Here is a 21,823-nt window from a genome sequence, read left to right on the forward strand (position 1 = left end):
TATTCTTTTTTGGGAAAATGAAAACCGCAAAGGGGCCGTAAAGCCACGGCCCCTCTGCACACCCCTCGGGCTTTTTTTGAAGGAGTGCTTGGTTGTGGTGACGGGAGGTTGTTGACTTGTGGTTGTATTCTGCGGTGTTGGGATGTGGGAGGTTGTGCCGATAGGGTGGTAAGGGGACGGCGAGGCGTTTTGCTGTTGCTTGGATTGAGGGTTGATAAATTTTTTTATTTTTTGCTTGCGATAGCAGGCAAATTGCATGTATAGTTGAGTATTGGGACGTCTTGTGAATGAGTATTTTTGGGAATGATGGTAAATGAGAAAGTTTATCATATTTATGAGGGCGTTCTGGTTTATGCGGTTGGTGAGAGGGTGGATAGATGTGTCTGACTGGGATTGCTGGCTGCGGAAAGTTATGATTTGAGTTGTATATTATAAGAAGATTAATTGGAGGTTGTTTATGAGATTGCGTAATATTCCCGGGGCGAAGGATGCTATTTTGGAGTGTGACTGGGTGATTGATGAGCCGGAGAGGTTTAAGGGGAAGTGGGAGAGTGTTTTTGGGGAGAAGAGACCGCTTTTTCTTGAGGTTGGCATGGGAAAAGGGCGTTTTCTGATGGATATGGCGCGCCTGCATCCTGAGAGGAATTTTGTTGGAATTGAGATGTATGACAGCGTGCTGCTCCGGGCACTGCAGAAGAGGGAGGAGCTTGAGGAAGCCGGGGAAAAGTTTTCCAATCTTGTGTTTATCCGTGTGGATGCAAGGCTCTTACCGGAGATTTTTGAGAAGGATGAGGTTGACGGGATTTATCTGAATTTTTCCGATCCGTGGCCTAAGGCCCGTCATGCCAAGAGAAGGCTGACTTCCAGGGAGTTTCTGAAGAGATATGAGCAGGTCCTGAAGAAAGAGGGGGCTGTGGAATTTAAGACGGATAACCGTGGGTTATTTGAGTTTTCTCTGGAAGAGGTGAAGGAGTCCGACTGGAATCTGGAGGTTTGTACATTTGATCTGCATCATGATGAGGAACTGGTTAAGGGAAATGTGATGACAGAGTATGAGGAGAAGTTTTCTTCCATGGGCAATCCGATCTGCAAGATGGTGATCAGACAGAAATAGAGGCGATAAAATGCAGGAAGAGATTTTTGAAAAGTATCCGATTCCGAAGGCGTATTTTAAGCTGGCGCTTCCGGTTGTGTTCAGTATGGTGATTTCGCTGATCTATAATATGGTAGATACTTATTTTATTGCGGGAACCGGGAATACGGATCTGGTGGCGGGTGTTGCTCTGGGTACACCGATCTTTACGCTGATGATCGCCCTTGGAGATATTTTTGGCCTGGGCGGAAGTTCTTTTATTTCCAGGCTTTTCGGGGAAAAGAAATTCGAGGATGCGAAGAGGATCAGTGTGTTCAGTTTTTATGGGGCCATTGTCTGCGGTGTGGTGGTTACCGTTGTTCTGATGCTTTTGCGAAGCCCTATTCTGGGGTTGCTGGGTGCAAGTGAGGCAACCTGGGAGTATGCTTCTCAGTATTATACCTGTATCGCACTGGGCGCTCCGTTTATCATTGTGGCGTTGACGCCGTCCAATCAGCTGCGTACAGAGGGTTTTGCCACAGCATCTATGATCGGTTCTGTGCTTGGTGCGGTTGTGAATATCATTCTGGACCCGGTGATGATCTTCGGGCTTGGCTGGGGTGCGGCAGGTGCTGCCACAGCTACGGTGATCGGAAATGTATGTACGGATATTTTTTTCGTGTGGTTTCTTATTAAGAAGAGCAGAAATCTCTCTGTGAACCCTAAGGGATTTCATATTTCAGGGGCGGAAATCGGAGCGGTTTTTGCAATTGGGATTCCGGCATCGGTGACAAATCTGATGCAGAGTATCGGGATTGCTCTTACCAACCGTGCGTTGTTGGGATTCGGTGATGATAAAGTTGCGGCTATGGGTATCGTCATGAAGATCAATATGATCGCGGCGCTGGTGCTTGTTGGCTTTGCTTTTGGCGGGCAGCCGCTGATCGGGTACAATTATGGTGCGAAAAACCGCGAGAGACTGAAGGGAACGCTGAAATTTGCCTATCTGTTTGAGGGCGGGCTGGCTCTTGTCCTGATGGCTGTACTTGGATTTTTTGCCCCGCAGCTGGTGCGGATCTTTATGAGTGATCCTTCGGTTGTGGAAAACGGCGCACTGATGCTTCGCCTGCAGCTGGCGGGTATGGTGTTTATGGGAATTGTGCTGATCAGTACCTGTACTTTCCAGTCAGCAGGACAGGCAGTGGGAGCGTTTCTCCTGTCCGTCAGCAGACAGGGTGTGATCTTTGCCATTGTGCTGAATGTGGCGCTTCGGGTTGCCGGATATCAGGGGGTGCTTGCGTCTCAGGCGGTTTCCGATCTGTTGACTGCACTGCTTGCAGTGGTGTTGGTTGTCCGATGGTGGAAGTCTGTGGAGTTTTAACCAAATCAAGTAAGTCCCCTGCGGGGTTGCGACATTTATTGTGAATAAGATTTTTTTCAGGCTGATCGGGAAACTGATCGGCCTGTTTTCATATAATAAATAAGGAAAAGAGGAACGTAAAGTGGTATGTAAATGTTTGGTTTGTTCAGGCGCAGGCTCATGATCTTACCAGGAATCTGCCGAATATGGGAAAGGGGAGAAAGAAAACTTGAAAAAAAGAAAATCCGGTTCATTCCGACGAAATCTCAACAGTGTAAACCGCAGCATCAACAATCAGGCAGCCCAGATCAGAAATTCGCTGTCAGAAATAGAAAAAACACTGAACAAAATTGCATCAAATGAAGATACAAAAAATAAAAAAGATAAAAATAAAAAAAATTAAAAAAAGGTGTTGACTTTCACCGAACCATAACGTATAATACAACATGTCTTGAGGAACGAAACAAACGAAAGACAAACAATTAAATATGCGTTTTTAGCTCAGTTGGTAGAGCACCTGACTCTTAATCAGGGTGTCCAGGGTTCGAACCCCTGAAGACGCACTAAAAGCACTGTTTTTGCAGACATGGGAGCTGCGGGGACGGTGTTTTTTTGTGCTTAAAATCAGTGTTTATGCGTGTTACGGAATTTTTGAGGTTTTGTCTGGACGGAGTGAAATGAAACGAAATCGGGGTAAAATCGGGAAACAGTAAAATGCCGATCATCAGATGTGATCAGAGTGTCCGATTTAGACACCATGATTATAGGTATAGATCCTTTTGAATAAAGAAAGGATGGTATACGATGGGAGTTTGTAAGAAGATAAAAAGGAAGGATGATCAGGAGCGGAATGTATGGGAGAATATCTCAGAAAAAAAGGAGGGCCGGGTCTTGGAACGGACCCGGCAGAGTATGAAAAGAAAAATAAGTAATGATCTATAAGATGAAAAAGCTTTGTGCTTTATTTGCTTAATAATATACCGTCAAAATGTGATGGAACTGTGAGAAGCATTTTAAAAATCTGTGATTAAAATCTAAATATCTCATAAAGTCTTATAAAATCCTGCGAAACTTCTCGACTGTTTGTTCAGACTAATCTGCAAGCGGATGTGAAAAAGGCCATAAGGATGGAAAATTCTGGAATTTACTCAAAAATACTAAAAATTAAGAGGACTTTTGCAAGGCGATACGGTATAATAAACCATAGCATAAAAATCTGAAGCGGAAATGGAAGGTGACGGATGGGAATGCCTGTCTGTATTCAATTCTGAGACCTTCAGATAAAAAGGGAGGAAATAGCTATGGAGAGAGTGTTTGAGGCGATCAACGGAGTGTTCAGCTTTATCGGTCCACTGTCTGATTTTCTGTGGGATTTTCCTACAAATTTTGACTGGTACAGCAGCATTCCCATTCTGGGAAACATATCCTTTGCGATCATACTGCTTCTTGGATCCGGAATTTTTTTCAGTTTCAGGATTGGGTTCATGCAGGTGACCTATTTTAAAAAAGGAATCCGGACTATGACCGAGAAACGTGTCGTTGAAACAGGAATTTCACCGCTGGCATCGTTTTTCTTAAGTTCGGCCATGCGTGTAGGACCGGGAAATATTCTGGGTGTAACAGGTGCTATTGCAGTGGGCGGCCCGGGAGCTTTGTTCTGGATGTGGATTTCCGCATTTTTCGGAATGGCAGTGGCATATATGGAAGGTGTCCTTGCCCAGATTTTTAAAGAAAAAAAAGACGACGAATTTGTAGGAGGTCTTCCTTTCTATGGAAGAAAACTTCTGGGAAACAAAGTTTGGATCGGAGTTTTTCTTTCCGTATTGTATATTCTGTACGCCCTTTGCTGTCTGCCTGCACAGGGATTTAATGTTGTTTCCTCAGTGGGACGTATGGCAGAGATTGTAACCGGAACAACCATCGCAAGCGGATCTGCCTTCTATTATATAGTAGGAGCACTGATCGTAGTTCTCACAGCAGCCATCGCATTTGGCGGAATCAAAAAAGTTTCCAAATGGACAGATATGATGGTGCCGGTGATGGCGGTGCTCTATATGGTAGTAGTATTACTTCTTATAATATTAAACTTTACCCGCATTCCATATTTCTTCGGAAGCGTTTTTGCAGGAGCATTTAAGCCGGACGCATTCTTTGGCGGTGTTTTTGGAACGGTTCTTGCACAGGGTGTAAAACGAGGCCTGATGTCCAATGAGGCAGGTCAGGGAACTATTACAATGTCAGCGGCGGCAGCAGATGCAAAACACCCATGTGAGCAGGGTGTGATCGCCTCCCTGGGAGTTTTTCTGGATACCATTGTGATCTGCACACTTACCGGATTTGTGGTAGTTATGGCTCATTGCTGGACCGGTGCGGATGCGGAAAACTGGCAGGCTCTTGATAAACTTCCGAAATATACGGAATCTATCGCTGTGCTGACTCCGGGAACTGCAATGAACGGAATCGTTACATTTCTTGTGACATTGTGTTTCTGTCTCTTTGCGTTTACCTGCCTTCTGGGAATGATCAGTTTTTCGGAAATCGCGGCAAATCGTATCCGCAAGGATAAGATCTGCATCAATATTGTACGTTGTATCGGCCTTTTTGTTGCCGCATTTGGAATCCTCTGCAATATTGCAGGACTGGAACTTGGAAATCTCTGGGCGTTTTCTGACCTTGGAAATATTCTGATCGTGTTCTTTAACGTACCGATCGTTTATGTCGGCGCAAAATATGTTTTCCGTGCCACAAAACATTACAAAAAGAATGACGGCACTCCGTTTACATCAGAAGTAATTGGAAGAAATGACTGTGTCTACTGGGATGAGCGGGCGAAAAAACAGTGAAATTTTTTTGCAGAAAATAAAAATTCCGGCGTGAGATAAAATTAGCATTGTAAAAGTGCATACACTCATTTATAATGAGTAACAGATTCTAAAGATGTTATAAACAACAGGAGGAAAGCCTTGAAAAGAGAATTAGTTATTGTCATTGATTTTGGCGGTCAGTACAATCAGCTGGTTGCAAGACGTGTCAGAGAATGCAATGTATATTGCGAAATCTATTCTTACAAGACAGATCTTGAGAAGATTAAAGCGATGAATCCGAAGGGAATCATCCTTACCGGCGGACCAAACAGCTGCTATGAGGCAGATTCACCGACTTACCAGAAAGAATTATTCGAGCTTGGTATTCCGGTACTTGGACTTTGCTACGGAGCACAGCTCATGATGCATGTCCTTGGCGGAAAAGTTGAGAAAGCAGATGTCAGCGAGTACGGCAAGACAGAGCTTCTCATTGATAAAAAAGATTCCAAGATCTTCAAAAATGTATCCGACAAAACAATCTGCTGGATGAGCCATACAGATTACATTTCTCAGGCTGCACCGGGATTCGAGATCGCTGCACACACTGCAGACTGTCCGGTAGCAACTGCACAGAATGAGGAGAAGAAACTGTACGCGATCCAGTTCCATCCGGAAGTACTGCACACAGTTGAAGGAAAGACCATGCTGTCCAACTTCGTACTTGGTGTCTGTGAATGCGCCGGAGACTGGAAAATGGATGCCTTTGTTGAGCACACGATCAAAGAGATCCGTGAGAAAGTCGGCGATGGAAAAGTTCTTCTTGCTCTGTCCGGTGGTGTAGATTCCTCTGTAGCAGCAGGACTTCTTTCCAGAGCGATCGGCAAGCAGCTTACCTGTGTATTCGTAGATCATGGCCTTCTCCGTAAAGATGAGGGTGATGAGGTTGAAGGCGTATTCGGACCGAGCGGTCAGTTTGACCTGAACTTTATCCGTGTAAACGCACAGCAGAGATATTACGACAAGCTTGCAGGTGTTACAGAGCCTGAGGCGAAACGTAAGATTATCGGTGAGGAATTTATCCGCATCTTCGAGGAAGAAGCCAAGAAGATCGGCGCCGTAGATTTCCTTGCACAGGGAACTATTTATCCGGACGTTGTAGAGAGCGGTCTCGGTGGAGAATCCGCAGTGATCAAATCTCACCACAACGTAGGAGGACTTCCGGATTTCGTTGATTTCAAAGAAATCATCGAGCCACTCCGTGACCTCTTTAAAGATGAGGTTCGTAAAGCTGGCCTCGAACTTGGAATTCCGGAAAGACTGGTATTCCGTCAGCCATTCCCTGGCCCAGGCCTTGGAATCCGTATCATCGGAGAAGTCACCGAAGAAAAAGTACGCATCGTACAGGATGCAGACTACATCTACCGTGAAGAAGTCGACAAAGCAGCCGCCGACTACAAAAAAGAACACGGAGAAGACCCATCCTGGATGCCAAACCAGTACTTCGCAGCCCTTACCAATATGCGAAGCGTAGGCGTAATGGGAGACTTCAGAACCTACGATTACGCAGTAGCACTCCGCGCAGTTAAGACCATTGACTTCATGACTGCCGAGTCCGCAGAGATTCCTTATGCAGTACTTAATAAGGTGATGAACCGTATTATCAATGAAGTTAAGGGCGTGAACCGCGTATTCTATGATCTTACTAGTAAGCCGCCTGGTACGATTGAGTTTGAGTAGCTTGAAAAATCGCGGAAAAGCCCATAAATAAAGGCTTTGCGGGGTGTCGAAAAGACCAAATGGAGTGCAAATGGAGTTTAAAAATTATTTTTTTCTCTTGTTTATATTCCAGATTCACCTGCAAATTTCGTGAAATCGGTTATTCTCATAAAATAAAATTAGAGTAAATATGAAGAACAGTTTGTTTTGATTGAAGTGATTTTCGTCAAGGCAGACTGTTTTTTTGTTGCCTGCATTTAGAAAACAGATACCACAGAAAGGTTCTTTACTTTCGATGAGCTTAAACTCCATGACACAGTAATCACACTGATGGAGAATTAAAAAACAAGAAAATTTGATAAATTTCGGAAAATGATGTCCGATTTTGCATCTGCCAGTACAGAGTATATGAAGAGATAAATATTCAAAACACAGGAGGTACTGATTATGCAGAATAAATTATTTTTAAAGGCAGCCGATATATGTGAACTTCTGGAAGTAAAACAGACATCGGCTTATGAAATCATCGGAAATCTGAACAAGGAACTGGAAGAACAGGGCTACCTGACGCTTAGAGGAAAAGTTCCGACAAAGTATTTTGTGAAGCGTTTCTACGGAGTAGAAGATACTTGTGAGATTCCACAGGAAGAGGGAAAGGAATGGTTTCATGCGTAAGAGAAAAATGTATTTATCAGTGGAAGACATTGCAGAACTCTTTGGATTATCAGTTTCGTTTGCTTACCGGGTAGTGGAAAGAATGAATGCCGATCTGGCAAGCAAGAACTATTATGTGATTCTCGGTCGGGTGCCAACCCGCTATGTAGAGGACAAGATCTATGGTCTGGAACATGTTGAGCAGTATTTGAAGGAGGATAAAGCGGTATGAGTATGATGCAGGAAAAAATGTATATGGATGTGGATGATGTGTGTGCAATTCTTGGAGTTTCAAAAACTTATGCATATAGTCTGATGCGAGAATACAACAAAGAATTGAAGGCAAAAGGCTATATTGTAGTAGCTGGAAAAATCTCTACGAAATTCCTGGCAGAAAAGATTTATGGCATGAAAGTCGAGGATTAGCAATGGGGGTTTACAAAGAAGGAAAAAACTGGAAAGTACAGGTCTATTACAAAGACTGGCAGGGAAATCGGAAAAGAAAACAGAAAAGAGGATTCAGGACCAAGGGTGAAGCTAAGGAATGGGAAAGAGATTTCCTGCAACAGCAGAGCCAGGGTGTGGATATTGAATTTGGAAATTTTCTGGAGATTTATTACAAAGATATGGATGTCCGTCTCAGAGAAAACACTATGTACACGAAGCGATATATTATTGACCTGAAAATCAAGCCTTATTTTGAAAAGAAGATTCTCAGTGAAATTACGGTGGCAGACGTCCGTGCATGGCAGAATGAGTTGCTGACGTATAAGGATAAGAATGGAAAAGGATATTCTCCTACTTATCTGAAAACAGTGAACTGCCAGCTGACTGCAATCTTCAATTATGCAATGCGGTATTATAACCTGCAGGATAATCCCTGCAGGAAGGCAGGAGCGATTGGCAAGAGTAAAGGAGAACCGAAGGACTTCTGGATGCAGGAAGAGTTCAATGCTTTTCTGGAGACAGTAAGTGATAAGCCGGAGACAAGAATGGCGTTTCTTTTGTTGTACTGGACCGGAATGCGTATCGGTGAATTGCTTGCACTTACTTATAATGACATCAATCTTGAAGAGAAAACCATATCAATCAATAAATCTTATCAGAGACTGAAAGGAAAGGATATGATCACGCAGCCGAAAACTCCAAAGAGTATCCGTGTGATTACGATGCCGGATTTTCTTGCAGAGGAATTTCGGGAGTATTGCAGTCATTTGTATGGAATTATGAAAAAGGAAAGACTTTTTCGGTTTACCAAATCGCATATGGAACATTGTATGGCTACCGGAATCGAGCGGTCTGGTGTAAAGCGGATACGACTTCATGATCTCCGCCATTCCCATGCCAGTATGCTGGTTGATATGGGGGTGGCTCCATTGGAGATTGCAGAACGCCTTGGACATGAAAAGGTGGAAACCACGTTGAACACTTATTCACATCTGTATCCGTCTACACAGAGTAAATTAGCAGGTTTGCTAGATAAGAAACATGAGGAAGAGGAGGAATAAGCGATGGCTGGTGACAGACATGGAAAACACAACACAACGACCATTTCTTTTCGGGTGAATTCTTATGAAAAAGCAACAATTGAAGAACGAGTGAAAGTGAGCGGAATGAAAAAACAGGATTATATCGTCCGATCATGCATTTACAATCATGTATGTGTTGTTGGAAAGAAAGAAACAATTGAGATTATCCGGTCAGAAATGAAGGAAATGAGTTTGGTTTTGGAGGATGTGGCAAAAGATTTGAAGTCTGAAAAACCAGTTATTTCAGAACCGGTTCTTGATAGTATGACAGAACGGTATCTTGCATTTTTGGAAGCAGCATTATGGATGCTGAAAGGTTCAAGTTATTTATGGGAGGATAAAAAGGATGGAAGAGAAAGTAATGAAGGATTGTAAAGTGCTGGCATTGTGTTCACAAAAAGGCGGGGTTGGCAAGACAACAAGTTGCGTGAATCTGGCAGTCGGACTTGCAAAAGCAGGGAAGAAAGTGCTTGTGATTGACAATGATCCGCAGGGAAGTATGACAGCAAGTCTTGGGTATCATAACCCAGATGAATTACCAATCACACTGGCTACTATTCTGACAAAGATTGTAGAAGATGAACTATTTGAAAATACACTGGGAATTTTACATCACCAGGAAGGAATTGATTTGATTCCGGCAAACATCGAACTCTCTGGAATGGAAGTTTCACTTGTAAATATTATGAGCAGGGAACTTGTCTTAAAACAATATATAGAAAGAATGAGAGAAGAATACGACTATATATTGATTGACTGTATGCCATCACTTGGAATGCTGACGATCAATGCACTTGCCAGTGTCGATGCAGTTATTATACCTGTCCAGGCGGCTTATCTTCCTGTAAAGGGTCTAGAACAGCTGATACGGACGATAGGAAAGGTGCGAAGACAGCTTAACAAACAACTGAAAATTGGAGGTATATTGATCACAATGGTGGATAACCGAACGAACTATGCAAGAGATATATCTGATCTGATTTTTGATACATATGGAAACCAGATTAAGATTTTTCCACAGAGTATTCCATTTTCAGTACGAGCAGCTGAAATCAGTGCGGAAGGAATCAGCATATTTGAGCATGATCCAAAAGGAAAAGTAGCGGCTGCATATTGGCAGATGACACAGGAGGTGCTTTTGGATGAAAGGTAGAAGTGCATCGAAGATAAAACTGACATCTTATGATGAATTACTTGGAGGAGGAGAAGAAACGAACGATATCCAGCAGGTTTCACTTGAGCATTTACATTCTTTCGAGAACCATCCATTTCAAGTAAATGATGATGAGGCAATGGCGGAACTGGTGGAAAGTGTGAAAGAAGAGGGAATTCTTACAGCATTACTGGTACGACCGCTGGGTGATGGTGAATATGAAATCATCGCCGGTCACAGAAGGAGACATGCGGCACAACTTGCTGGTCTTAAAGAGGTTCCGGTTATTATCAGAAATATGGATCAAGATACAGCTGTCCGTGCGATGGTAGACAGCAATCTGCAGAGACCTAATATACTCCCAAGTGAAAAGGCATTTGCTTACCGTATGAAGATGGAAGCAATGAATCATCAGGGAACATCAGGCGGTATCAGTGCGAAAGACATTGGAAAGAACGCAAATGACAGTGCAAGGCAGGTGTATCGCTATATCCGGCTTACTTATCTGATGAATGACCTATTAAACGCAGTAGATCGTGATGTGATCGGATTGCAGGTAGGTGTAGAGCTTTCCTACCTTACGGTTCCAGAACAGGAGATGGTGGAGGAAGTGCATGAGAGTACCGGAAAATATCCAAGTCTGGAACAGGCAAAAAAAATAAGGCAACATCGAGAAGAAAAAACGCTGACAAAAGAGATTGTGCGGCTCCTGGTTATAGGAGAGCGTAAAAAGAAAACAACGGTAACATTAAAACAGGATGAAATTAAGAAGTATTTTCCTCCAGAGTATGATGAACAGAAGATACGGACTGTTATATGTCAGCTTTTGGAGGAATGGAGCAATCAGAATCATTGATAAGTACGAAGGGAGGGATGTGTCATGAGTATAAGAGCAACATTCCATTATTTTCAAGGAATGGAATGCGATATGTACAGTTTTTATCGTATTCCCAAACTGCTGTTTACAAGTGAATATTTTAAAAATCTCTCCTGCGAAGCAAAGGTGCTGTACGGACTGATGTTAGACCGGATGTCACTGTCCATCAAGAACCGGTGGTTTGATGAAGAGGACAGGGCATATATTTTCTTTTCGGTGGAAGAGATTATGGAAATGCTTAACTGTGGCAGGAATAAGGCTGTGAATTGTCTAAAAGAGCTGGATCAGGAAAAAGGGATTGGATTGATTGAGAAGAGGCGAATCGGACTTGGAAAAACAAATGTTATTTACGTGAAAAATTTCAGCCTGACAGAATATCCAGATGAGCCAGCAATCTTTGATTCGGAAGAAACACCGGAAAATGTAGCAGAGAGAAAAGAAAATACAGAGACAGAAATAGAAGAATATGCGAAAAAAGAGCCGGAAAAGCCCGTAAATACACAGAAGTTTGAAAAACAAACTTCAGGAAGTTTGAAAAATAAACTTCAAGAAGTTTCAAAAACAAACTTCAAGGAGTTTGAAAAACAAACTTCAAGAAGTTTAGAAAACAAACTTCAAGAAGTTTCAAAAACAAACTGTAATAATACTGAATATAATTATACTGAATTTAGTGAGAATGAATCTTATCAATATCTATCTGAACAAGAGAAAGGGAGAGATAGGATACAGGAGAGAAATGAGTATCGACAGTTAATTCATGATAATATCGAATATGAGATCCTTTGTCAGAGCTATGGAACTGGACGAGTAGAAGAGCTGGTAGAGCTGATGCTGGATGCAATATGTTCGACAAAGACATATCAACAGATCAATGGGGAAGCTGTGCCTACACAAGTGGTCAAGAGCCGTTTGCTCAAAGTCGGGTATGAACACATCCAGTATGTGTTTTTCAGTCTTGACAGGAGTACAAGCAAAGTGAAGAATATCCGGCAGTATATGCTGACGGTATTGTATAACGCTCCTGCAACAATCAATCAGTTTTATGATGCTGAAGTTCGACATGACATGTACTGGGGGAAGGATATTCCAGACAGGTAAGAACTTTGTGCCCACTGGGCACGAAGTTTAAAAAGAGATAGTCATATCTGGCAGATATGCTAAAATAACCTTGTGTCCACTGGGCACAAAGTAGGAGGAAGAATTATGTTGAGATTTATGATAAAACTGCCATTTCGAATTATTGCAGCTCCTGTTTGGCTGGTACTTGCAGCGGTGAATATTGTGCTGGTGTTCCTGGTTGGGTTATCTGCTGGATTCTGCTATCTGATAGCCGGAATCTCTGTTGTGACAGAAGTTTTGAGTATTGGGTTTGGAATCAGTACGGACTGGACAATGAAATCAGCGATTATTACGACAGTAGTGTTTGTTCTACTCCCACATATCGGTATGGGGATAGTTGCAGTAATTGAAGTTGTGAAATGTGGATTACAGGAATTTATTTTTGGATGATTGTGGAAAATATAGTGGCGCTATATGGAAAGGCAGAAATAAACAATGGAAGAATTATATAAAGTGATGGATGATTTGCTTGAGGTGGAATTTCAGATGAAAGCAGGGATGGATATTCTGAAAGAACTGGAAGAGTTTTATATGCTGGAAAAAGAAACCGAAAAATCGGATGCTAGAAAAGTAGCTGTGCTGATGAAAGGATATCTGCAGTCGATGAAGTCAAATATTCGAGAAATCATTCGTTATATTGATGACACGACACTTGAAAAATCAAATGATAAAAAGAAAGATAAACAGGAATCTGCGAGCACCATATCCGAGGAAGTGCAGGAATTTGTGAATCTGACAATTACAGAGCATATGGGGAAAGCATATTCAGAATGGAAGTTAAAGCAGGATAAAGAGCCAGTAAGTGAGATTGATAAGAAATACCAGAAATTACTGGAAACGTTATCCCAAGAACAGGAAGAAGTGATTACGGAATACTGTAATGCAATTTTTAGCAGTGGAGCAGAAACAGAAGAATTTTTCTATCGACTGGGATTAAAAGATGGACTGAATCTGAAAAATACGGTAAAATCTGTATTAGAAATGATATCATGAAATCGGAAGTTGGAGGATACACGCATGAAAATTGTAATCATTAATGGAAGTGCCAGAAAAGGAAATACGCTGGCAGCAATCAATGCATTTATAAAAGGAGCGTCAGAAAAGAATAAAATTGAAATCATTGAACCCGACAAACTCAACATTGCACCATGCAAGGGATGTGGTGTCTGTCAATGCTCTAAGGGATGCGTCGATAAGGATGATACAAATTCTACCATTGATAAAATTGCTGCCGCAGATATGATTCTTTTTGCTACACCAGTTTATTGGTGGGGAATGTCAGCACAATTGAAACTTATCATTGATAAGTGCTACTGCCGTGGATTGCAGTTAAAAAACAAAAAAGTTGGCACAATTGTTGTAGGTGGTTCTCCCGTAGGCAGCATCCAGTATGAGCTGATTGATAAGCAGTTTGACTGTATGGCAAAATATCTTTCATGGGATATGCTTTTCAAAAAATCATATTATGCAACAGCCCGAGATGAACTTGAAAAAAATAAGGATTCCATGAACGAACTTGAGTGGATTGGAAAAAATTTATAAAGCACACACCAAATTCAAGTTTGCATATTTTATCAAAAGGTACATATTAAAATTAACACAAAGGGAGATGTTAGAATGAAAGCTCATGAATATTGGTCTGTCGGAGCATTGTTAACGATGCTAGGAACATTTTATACTGGATATAAAGGAACAAAATCAAGCCATAAATATTTTGCGGCAAGTTCTTTGCTTTGTATGATTATGGCTATTTATACAGGTCATAAGATGATATCTAAAAACAAGAAAACAAAGAAAGAACCAATATCATTAGAAAATGAAGAATAATACAATCAACCTTGTGCCCACTGGGCACGAAGTTGGCACAGTCACTACGGTGTCAGGAGAAATCCTGACATCTTTTTTTATGTCTTTTTACACCTCAAAAAAATAATTTATAAAAATTTCTAAAATCATGTCCGATTTTGTCGCTCCTAATACAGAGTATATGGAAGGCAAATTGAAAATCCTCTGATTTCCAAAAATCACAAACGTAAAAGAGGTTCAGACAGTTCTTCCGATTGCACCTTGACAATTGAAGGAGCTGATACATCTTGAGGAACATGCTTACCGGAGATAGTCCGGCTCGTGCAGGCGAAGACTCCTACGGGAAGAGCGAAGCAATAATGATACCACCGAAAGGTACAGGACCTCTGCTGAAACAGAGACTGTGACTGTATTTTTACAGCCGGGTTATCTGGAATGATAACGATCAGATGTATATGTACAGACAAAGCCCAAATGCGAATACTTAGATATTCTTATTTATATTACAGGAGAAATCCTGTAGCAAGTGGGGAATGGTTCGACTCCATTCCTCATTTTTTCGTGCAGAAAATGCACAGATTATTATCCTGTTTTTGAAATACCAGGGAAAGGTGTTGCAGGAAGAAAGGGAGGACAAGAAGCATGAATACGATTGTTTTAATGGGTAGACTTGCCAGAGATCCAGAAACTAAGCTGGCATCTACGCAAAAGGGACAAACCAAAGTATCCAGGTTTCCACTGGTAGTAAAAAGAAATCGCACGAGCAAAGCATTTGTAGTGATGATCACAGCTTATGGAAATAATGCAGAATTTGTGGAGAAATATCTTGAAAAAGGAATTAAGATTGCTCTTTCCGGAGAGTTGGTAATCTCTCAGATCAAAGATGAACAGACTGGAACTGCATCCTATTATACCGAAGTCATTATGGATAATGTAGAGTTTGCAGAAGCCAAAACAAAAAAAGAAGAATCTGACGGATTTCAACCAACAGAGAAGAGGAAGATTCCATTTGATATACCAGAAGAACTTGAACAAGAAATGCCATTTCGATAGGAGGACAAGATTTATGAGAAAATACTTTTTAGAATTATTTGCAATAGGATTGGTTGATTCAGAAGGAAGAATCAATACAGAACATATGACAAGCGATGCACTTATGACTTCCATGAAAACAATGGAAGAGCTGACAAAAATGAAAATGGATCGTTTAGTTTTGGAAACAACAATGGAGATGATCTTATGTATGTTTGAGTCATGTGATACAGAGGAATTTACAGAAATATTAGGTAAGCTGCTTGGCGGAAAACAGACTTCTAAAGTGACTGCTCACTTGGAAGCACTGGAGGAATTACTGACAGAAGAGGAATATAGAGGTTTCCTTGCAGAATATCTTGGTTATTTAACAGTGAATGTAGCAGAGTTTATTCGGAGCACAATCATTGAAAATGGTTTGATGTTACTTTCCGGTACAGGAGGAGAAGAGGATGGAGAAGACGGATTATAAAATTACAGAGTTTCACAATTCGGAGTTTGGTTCCATCCGTATGATTGAAGATGGAGGCAGACTTTTATTTTCTGGAATTGATGTAGCATTTGCTTTGGGATATGCAAAACCAAGAAATGCGATAAATGTTCATTGCAAGGGGGCCCTGAAACGGGGCGTCCTTACATCTGGTGGTGTGCAGCCAATGATTTTTATTCCAGAGGGAGATGTATATCGGCTGATTACAAAAAGTCGTTTGAAGTCAGCACAGAATTTTGAAAAGTGGGTATTTGATGAGGTGCTTCCGGCTATTAGGAAAACAGGCGGATATTTAGAGACTGATCTTTTAGACAGAGTAAAGGATAACCCAGAACTTCTTTTAGAATTTGCCGAGAGACTTCTGGCAGAAAATAATCGAAATCGAGAATTACAAAATCGTGTAAAGGATATGCAGCCAAAAGCAGATTATTATGATCATTTCATGATTACAGGAGAATGCACCAATATTCGAACGACGGCAAAAGAGATTGAATTTCCAGAAAGAAAATTTGTGAAACTTCTTTTAAATAGAGGATTTCTATATAGAAGTCCATCCGGCACGTTGCTTCCCTATGCGGTGGAGAAGAACAATGATCTGTTTATTGTAAAAGACTATTTTAACAATGGACATCTTGGTTCACAGACATTGGTTACACCAAAAGGAAAAGAATTTTTTAAAGCGTTGTGTGCGGAGGAAGAGTAAAGAATGAAGGAGGTGGTTGCCATGATTACAGATCTGGACAGCAGTTAAATCGCTGAAAGGAGGGAAAATCATGCAGGAAGAGGTAACTCAGAAAACGGTCACGTTCTGTATTCGGACTACCAAAGTAACAGCAGATCTATTGAAAAAGGTTCTTGCTGCTTATCTGCGTCATCAGAAGCAGAAATCGGTAGAGAAGAAAGCGAAGAAGAATCAGCCGAAACAGGGAAAGGTTACGGTAAAAGAGCTGGCAAAACAAAATGCCGGGATGGTCAATATCGAGATCACAAATAAGAATATCAAGTCCTTTGAACGTTATGCCAGAAAATATGGGATCAATTATGCTTTGAAAAAAGATAAGAGTAAAGATCCACCGATGTATCTGGTGTTTTTTAAAGGACGTGATCAGGATGCCCTCAATGCTGCTTTCCGTGAGTTTTCCCAGAAACAGATTCAAAAAGCGAATAAGCCTTCTATTCACAAGCGTCTTGCAACTTACAGAGCAATGATGCCAAAGAAATCGAAGGACAAAGTAAAGAACCGGCATCAGGAGCAGAGCCGATGAAAAAGCAAATCGGAAAAAATCTGATGCAAAAATGGAAGAATAAGATCAGGGTCAGGCTGTCCGCCCTGGATAAAAAGAAACTGGTTCTTACCAATATCCCATATATCTTAACTGCTTTTTATACAAATCGGGCATCATTTCTTTACAGAAACAGTCTGGGAGAAGATATTGGGAACAAGCTATTATATGCGATGGAACATGCAGACAGGGTTCTTACTGGATTGCAGCCAAGTTTTAACTGGCGTGATATGCTGACAGGAATTGTAGCAGCTGTCATTCTGAAATTACTGGTATGGCAGAAACAGTCAGATGCAAAGAAACTCCGGAAAGGAATCGAGTATGGTTCAGCTAGATGGGGAAACGCTGAGGATATTAAACCTTATATGTCGGAAGATCCCTGGATGAATATTCCATTAACAGCAACAGAAGCATTGACTATGGAAAGTAGACCTAAACAGCCAAAGTATGCAAGAAATAAAAATATAGTGGTCATTGGCGGCAGTGGTTCCGGAAAAACTCGATTTTTCGTTAAGCCGTCAGTCATGCAGATGAACTGTTCCATGGTCATTACAGATCCGAAAGGCACTCTGATCGAGGAGTGCGGGAAGATGTTAGCAAAGGGACCACCTAAGAAAGATAAGAATGGAAATATTATGAAAGATAAATCAGGAAAAGTAGTACACGAACCATATGTGATTAAGGTTCTGAATACTATCAACTTTTCCAAATCGCTTCATTACAATCCATTTGCTTATATACGGTCTGAAAAAGATATCCTGAAGCTGGTTACAACAATCATTGTTAATACCAAAGGCGAAGGGGAAAAAGCTTCCGAAGATTTTTGGGTGAAAGCAGAGAAGCTGTTGTACACGGCATTGATTGCTTTTATCTGGTATGAAGGAGATGAAGAGGAAAAGAATCTGAATACCCTTCTGGATCTTTTGAATGAAAGCGAAACCCGTGAAGAGGATGAAACTTACCAGAATCCAGTGGATATGATGTTCCAGGAACTGGAAGAAAGAGATCCGCAGCACTTTGCGGTCAGACAGTATAAAAAATACAAAATGGCGGCTGGCAAAACTGCCAAAAGTATTCTTATTTCCTGTGGTGCGAGGCTGGCACCATTTGATATAGCAGAACTTCGTGAGATCATGTCTTATGATGAAATGGAACTGGATAAGATCGGAGACAGGAAGACAGCCTTGTTTTTGATTATGTCCGATACAGATACAACATTTAACTTTGTGATTGCCATGTTACAGTCACAGCTTTTCAATCTGCTTTGCGACAAGGCAGATGATGAGTATGGTGGAAGACTGCCAGTTCATGTGCGTGTCATCGCTGATGAGTTTGCCAACATCGGGCAGATTCCACAGTTTGACAAGCTAATCGCAACCATCCGAAGCAGGGAAATCTCTGCTTCTATTATTTTGCAGTCACAGAGTCAGCTAAAGGCAATGTATAAGGATAGTGCAGATACTATTCTGGGTAACTGTGATACCACACTATTTCTTGGAGGAAAAGAGAAAACTACCTTAAAGGAAATGAGCGAGCTTCTGGGTAAGGAAACCATTGACCTGTATAACACTTCGGAAACGAGGAGCAATCAGAAGTCCTTTGGATTGAATTACCAGAAAACAGGCAAACAGCTGATGACAGAAGATGAGATTGCAGTCATGGATGGTGGAAAATGTATCCTGCAGATCCGTGGGGCCAGACCATTTTTCTCGGACAAATATGATATCACGAAACACAAAAACTATCGGCTTCTTGCAGATGAAAACGAGAAGAACCGGTACAAAGTAGAGAAAGAGTTAAATCCGCAGTACACACCGAAATCTGAAGAAGAGGTGGAAGTAATTCATGTAGAACTGTCGGAGTAACCTTGGGAATGAACAGAAAATAATGAGGAAAGGAATAACTGACATTAGGTGCACCGGCTTTTTAGTCGGTGTATTTTCGTTCCCGTAAACACCTGAAAGAAGTCAGTTTTGGTGAATGTATATGGCATTTTTTAGCAGTGCAATTACAACTTTAAAAACTCTTGTAGTCGCAATCGGCGCAGGTCTTGGCGTGTGGGGTGTCGTAAACCTTCTGGAAGGATATGGAAACGACAATCCCGGTGCTAAGAGCCAGGGCATCAAACAGCTGATGGCTGGTGCCGGAATCATGCTGCTGGGAACTACCCTGATTCCACAGCTGGCAACATTGTTCTCTTAAGAGGAGTGGTAGATGAACACCATCATTGAGAGAATTACGGAAGCGATAAAGGATATCCTGATCGGGCTTATCAAGTCCTGTTTGGATAACATGTTCACGTCTGTCAATGAGCAGGTGGGAACCATAGCCGGGCAGGTGGGACAGACACCGCAGGGATGGAATGCCGGAATCTTCAATCTGATCCAGAACATTTCCCAAACGGTGATTGTCCCCATTGCGGGACTGATCATCACATTTGTCCTGTGCTATGAACTGATTACGATGGTAACGCAGAAAAACAATTTCCATGAATTTGAGACTTACAACATTTTCCTCTGGATCTTTAAGGCGTATGTAGCCATTTATCTGGTGACGAATACGTTCAATATCACGATGGCGGTCTTTGACGTTGGCCAGCATGTGGTCAACAATGCCGCCGGAGTAATTTCCGGAAACACAGCAGTGGATGCATCGGAAGCAATCACAAGGATTGTGGATGCACTGGAAGATATGGAACTGGGGGATTTGTTCTTGTTATCCATGGAAACACTGTTGATCAGTATTACCATGCGGATTCTGTCGATCATTATAACCGTTATTTTATACGGAAGAATGATAGAGATTTACCTTTATACTTCCATAGCACCAATTCCGTTTGCCACCATGACCAATAAGGAATGGGGCAATATCGGAAACAACTATTTAAAAGGCTTGTTCGCACTGGCATTTCAGGGATTCTTCATGATGGTCTGTGTGGGAATTTATGCAGTTTTAGTAAATGCAATGACCATATCCAGTGACCTTCATGCAGCAATGTTTTCAGTAGCGGCTTATACCGTGATTCTTGCATTTTCATTATTCAAGACCGGAAGCCTTAGCAAATCAATATTCAATGCCCACTAACGGGCAGGAAAGGAGCACATACATGGCGTATGTACCAGTACCCAAAGACCTTACCAAGGTCAAAACAAAAGTAGCGTTAAATCTGACAAAGCGGCAGCTGATTTTCTTTTCACTTGCCGCAGTTGTGGGAATTCCGTTTTATCTGGTCATGAGAAAACCAATCGGTTCCAGTATCGCAGCCATCCTGATGGTAACGATTATGCTTCCGTTTTTCTTCATGGCAATGTATGAAAAAGACGGTCTTCCCTTTGAAAAAGTGGTGGCAAATATCATTCGACAGAAGTTTATCTGTCCGGCAGTAAGACCATATAAGACAGAAAATTTTTATCAGGAAATTTCCACCCTTGTGAAAAAGGAGGGTGTGCCGGATGGCAAAAAAGACAAAGCAGGAGGCTCAGCAGGAGCGTCTGTCCCTGGCGGAAAAAAGAAACCGTCAGGAAAGAAGAAACAAAAAAAGCAGAAAAGAAAGAGAACAGGAAAAGCGTAGAAAGAAGCAGGAACGGGACCGTAGGAAACAGAAAAACATTCCTACAACTGCACAGCAGAGTATTCCGTATATTCGGATGCTGCAGGATGGTATTTGCCAGGTGACAAAGACCTTTTTCTCCAAGACGATTCAGTTTTATGACATCAACTATCAGCTTGCTTTAAATGAGGATAAGACCACGATATTTGAAAATTACTGTGATTTCTTAAATTACTTTGATTCTTCCATCAGTGTGCAGCTGTCCTTTATCAATCAGCAGGTGGATGTGGCAGAATTTGAAAAAAGTATTGATATTCCGGATCAGAACGATGACTTCAATGCCATTCGTGAAGAGTACCGTACTATGCTGAAAAATCAGCTTTCCAAAGGAAATAATGGTCTGGTGAAGACAAAGTATATCACTTTTGGAATCGAAGCAGAAAGCCTGAAGGTGGCAAGGCCAAGGCTTGAAAGAATCGAAACAGATATCTTAAATAACTTTAAGGTCCTGGGAGCACAGGCACATTCCTTGAATGGTCTGGAAAGGCTGGAGATTATGTATCATGTGTTCAACCAGGATCGGATTGAACCATTTAAGTTCCAGTATAAGATGCTTCCAGAAACAGGATTAAAGACCAAAGATTTTATTGCACCGACTTCCTTTAACTTTTCTAAGAATCAGACATTTTTGATGGGAAGAACGATGGGAAGTGTGAGTTATCTGCAGATTCTGGCACCAGAGCTTACAGACCGGATGCTTGCAGACTTCCTGGATGTGGATGACAGCATCAATATCAACATTCATATCCAGTCCATTGACCAGAGTTCTGCGATCAAGATGATCAAGAGTAAGATTTCAGATCTGGATAAGATGAAGATTGAAGAGCAGAAGCGGGCAGTACGTTCCGGTTATGATATGGATGTGCTTCCGTCGGACCTTGTGACTTATGGAGAAGAGGCGAAGAACCTGTTGGAAGATCTGCAGTCCAGAAATGAGAGGATGTTCCTTGTAACGGTTCTGGTAATGAATACCGCAAAGAAGCGTCAGAAGTTGGATAACAATATTTTCCAGGTACAAGGAATCGCACAGAAATATAACTGTTCCTTAAAACAGCTGGATTATCAGCAGGAAGCTGCACTTATGTCCTGTATTCCACTGGGAGTCAATCGGATTGAAATCCAGAGAGGACTTACCACATCTTCAACAGCGATCTTCGTGCCGTTTACGACACAGGAACTGTTTCAGGAAGGGGAGGCTCTTTATTATGGATTGAATGCATTATCCAACAACATGATCATGGTTGATCGGAAACGTTTGAAGAACCCGAATGGACTGATTCTTGGTACACCAGGTTCCGGTAAGTCTTTCTCAGCAAAG

At 41.7% G+C, this 21,823-nt stretch carries 26 protein-coding genes and 1 tRNA gene; all 27 read left to right on the plus strand.

The genetic code is table 11. The annotated features are described in order from the left end of the window. Positions 1-457 precede the first annotated feature (457 nt). Positions 458-1,114, plus strand: a complete 657-nt coding sequence (gene trmB, locus AC04Q6_RS09630) for a tRNA (guanosine(46)-N7)-methyltransferase TrmB (protein WP_021976327.1) — start codon at positions 458-460, stop codon at positions 1,112-1,114. Positions 1,115-1,124: 10 nt separating this feature from the next. Further along, positions 1,125-2,453, plus strand: a complete 1,329-nt coding sequence (locus AC04Q6_RS09635; RefSeq protein WP_021976326.1) for an MATE family efflux transporter — start codon at positions 1,125-1,127, stop codon at positions 2,451-2,453. Positions 2,454-2,661: 208 nt separating this feature from the next. Then, positions 2,662-2,835 carry a hypothetical protein gene (locus AC04Q6_RS09640; protein ID WP_161206342.1) on the plus strand — a complete coding sequence of 58 codons (174 nt, stop codon included), beginning with the start codon at positions 2,662-2,664 and terminating at the stop codon, positions 2,833-2,835. 87 nt (positions 2,836-2,922) lie between these two features. Further along, positions 2,923-2,995: transfer RNA gene (locus AC04Q6_RS09645), tRNA-Lys, on the plus strand. A 738-nt stretch (positions 2,996-3,733) separates the two neighbouring features. Further along, on the plus strand, positions 3,734-5,275 hold the full coding sequence (locus AC04Q6_RS09650) for an alanine/glycine:cation symporter family protein (RefSeq protein WP_021976325.1): 1,542 nt from the start codon (positions 3,734-3,736) through the stop codon (positions 5,273-5,275). 120 nt (positions 5,276-5,395) lie between these two features. Then, entirely contained in the window at positions 5,396-6,973 is a 1,578-nt protein-coding gene (gene guaA / locus AC04Q6_RS09655; RefSeq protein ID WP_118170009.1) for a glutamine-hydrolyzing GMP synthase, read from the plus strand. Positions 6,974-7,399: 426 nt separating this feature from the next. Then, positions 7,400-7,627, plus strand: coding sequence for a hypothetical protein (locus AC04Q6_RS09660; RefSeq protein ID WP_008705329.1), 228 nt, complete (start codon positions 7,400-7,402; stop codon positions 7,625-7,627). Continuing rightward, on the plus strand, positions 7,620-7,838 hold the full coding sequence (locus AC04Q6_RS09665) for a hypothetical protein (protein ID WP_008393122.1): 219 nt from the start codon (positions 7,620-7,622) through the stop codon (positions 7,836-7,838). The genes AC04Q6_RS09660 and AC04Q6_RS09665 overlap by 8 nt, the downstream gene beginning before the upstream one ends. Continuing rightward, entirely contained in the window at positions 7,835-8,032 is a 198-nt protein-coding gene (locus AC04Q6_RS09670) for a MerR family transcriptional regulator (RefSeq protein ID WP_024853999.1), read from the plus strand. The genes AC04Q6_RS09665 and AC04Q6_RS09670 overlap by 4 nt, the downstream gene beginning before the upstream one ends. Positions 8,033-8,034: 2 nt before the next feature. Next, entirely contained in the window at positions 8,035-9,114 is a 1,080-nt protein-coding gene (locus tag AC04Q6_RS09675) for a site-specific integrase (protein ID WP_024854000.1), read from the plus strand. Between the two features lie 3 nt (positions 9,115-9,117). Then, positions 9,118-9,510, plus strand: a complete 393-nt coding sequence (locus tag AC04Q6_RS09680; protein ID WP_044925303.1) for a plasmid mobilization protein — start codon at positions 9,118-9,120, stop codon at positions 9,508-9,510. Then, a complete protein-coding gene (locus tag AC04Q6_RS09685) occupies positions 9,482-10,288 on the plus strand; it encodes a ParA family protein (protein ID WP_026650281.1) in 807 nt (268 codons plus the stop codon). Before AC04Q6_RS09680 ends, AC04Q6_RS09685 begins: the two co-directional genes overlap by 29 nt. Then, entirely contained in the window at positions 10,278-11,144 is an 867-nt protein-coding gene (locus AC04Q6_RS09690; RefSeq protein WP_026650282.1) for a ParB/RepB/Spo0J family partition protein, read from the plus strand. The genes AC04Q6_RS09685 and AC04Q6_RS09690 overlap by 11 nt, the downstream gene beginning before the upstream one ends. A 72-nt stretch (positions 11,145-11,216) precedes the next feature. Beyond that, the gene (locus AC04Q6_RS09695; protein WP_330376465.1) at positions 11,217-12,263 is read left to right on the plus strand and encodes a DUF6017 domain-containing protein; all 1,047 of its coding nucleotides are present in this window, start codon (positions 11,217-11,219) and stop codon (positions 12,261-12,263) included. Positions 12,264-12,368: 105 nt separating this feature from the next. Then, the gene (locus AC04Q6_RS09700) at positions 12,369-12,674 is read left to right on the plus strand and encodes a hypothetical protein (protein WP_028087788.1); all 306 of its coding nucleotides are present in this window, start codon (positions 12,369-12,371) and stop codon (positions 12,672-12,674) included. A 45-nt stretch (positions 12,675-12,719) separates the two neighbouring features. After that, positions 12,720-13,277 (plus strand): hypothetical protein, encoded by a 558-nt coding sequence (locus AC04Q6_RS09705; protein ID WP_044925306.1) that lies wholly within the window; start codon positions 12,720-12,722, stop codon positions 13,275-13,277. A gap of 24 nt (positions 13,278-13,301) precedes the next feature. Then, on the plus strand, positions 13,302-13,826 hold the full coding sequence (locus tag AC04Q6_RS09710) for a flavodoxin family protein (RefSeq protein ID WP_055176454.1): 525 nt from the start codon (positions 13,302-13,304) through the stop codon (positions 13,824-13,826). A gap of 75 nt (positions 13,827-13,901) precedes the next feature. Further along, a complete protein-coding gene (locus AC04Q6_RS09715) occupies positions 13,902-14,111 on the plus strand; it encodes a DUF6219 family protein (protein WP_119247868.1) in 210 nt (69 codons plus the stop codon). Positions 14,112-14,732: 621 nt separating this feature from the next. Next, entirely contained in the window at positions 14,733-15,143 is a 411-nt protein-coding gene (locus tag AC04Q6_RS09720) for a single-stranded DNA-binding protein (RefSeq protein ID WP_119247869.1), read from the plus strand. 13 nt (positions 15,144-15,156) lie between these two features. Further along, a complete protein-coding gene (locus tag AC04Q6_RS09725; RefSeq protein ID WP_119247870.1) occupies positions 15,157-15,594 on the plus strand; it encodes a hypothetical protein in 438 nt (145 codons plus the stop codon). A 40-nt stretch (positions 15,595-15,634) separates the two neighbouring features. Beyond that, a complete protein-coding gene (locus AC04Q6_RS09730) occupies positions 15,635-16,315 on the plus strand; it encodes a phage antirepressor KilAC domain-containing protein (RefSeq protein ID WP_242981928.1) in 681 nt (226 codons plus the stop codon). A 70-nt stretch (positions 16,316-16,385) separates the two neighbouring features. Next, on the plus strand, positions 16,386-16,877 hold the full coding sequence (locus tag AC04Q6_RS09735; RefSeq protein WP_026650181.1) for a PcfB family protein: 492 nt from the start codon (positions 16,386-16,388) through the stop codon (positions 16,875-16,877). 23 nt (positions 16,878-16,900) lie between these two features. Further along, positions 16,901-18,760, plus strand: coding sequence for a VirD4-like conjugal transfer protein, CD1115 family (locus AC04Q6_RS09740; protein WP_476389663.1), 1,860 nt, complete (start codon positions 16,901-16,903; stop codon positions 18,758-18,760). Between the two features lie 121 nt (positions 18,761-18,881). Then, the gene (locus tag AC04Q6_RS09745; protein WP_017144663.1) at positions 18,882-19,097 is read left to right on the plus strand and encodes a Maff2 family mobile element protein; all 216 of its coding nucleotides are present in this window, start codon (positions 18,882-18,884) and stop codon (positions 19,095-19,097) included. Between the two features lie 12 nt (positions 19,098-19,109). Then, on the plus strand, positions 19,110-19,979 hold the full coding sequence (locus AC04Q6_RS09750) for a VirB6/TrbL-like conjugal transfer protein, CD1112 family (RefSeq protein WP_005344182.1): 870 nt from the start codon (positions 19,110-19,112) through the stop codon (positions 19,977-19,979). A gap of 22 nt (positions 19,980-20,001) precedes the next feature. Further along, the gene (locus AC04Q6_RS09755) at positions 20,002-20,466 is read left to right on the plus strand and encodes a PrgI family protein (RefSeq protein ID WP_005344185.1); all 465 of its coding nucleotides are present in this window, start codon (positions 20,002-20,004) and stop codon (positions 20,464-20,466) included. Continuing rightward, the coding region (locus tag AC04Q6_RS09760; RefSeq protein WP_476389656.1) for a VirB4-like conjugal transfer ATPase, CD1110 family at positions 20,348-21,823 on the plus strand (1,476 nt) is incomplete at its 3' end. The genes AC04Q6_RS09755 and AC04Q6_RS09760, both read left to right, overlap by 119 nt.

This window comes from Blautia sp. HA9023 (assembly GCF_056504095.1).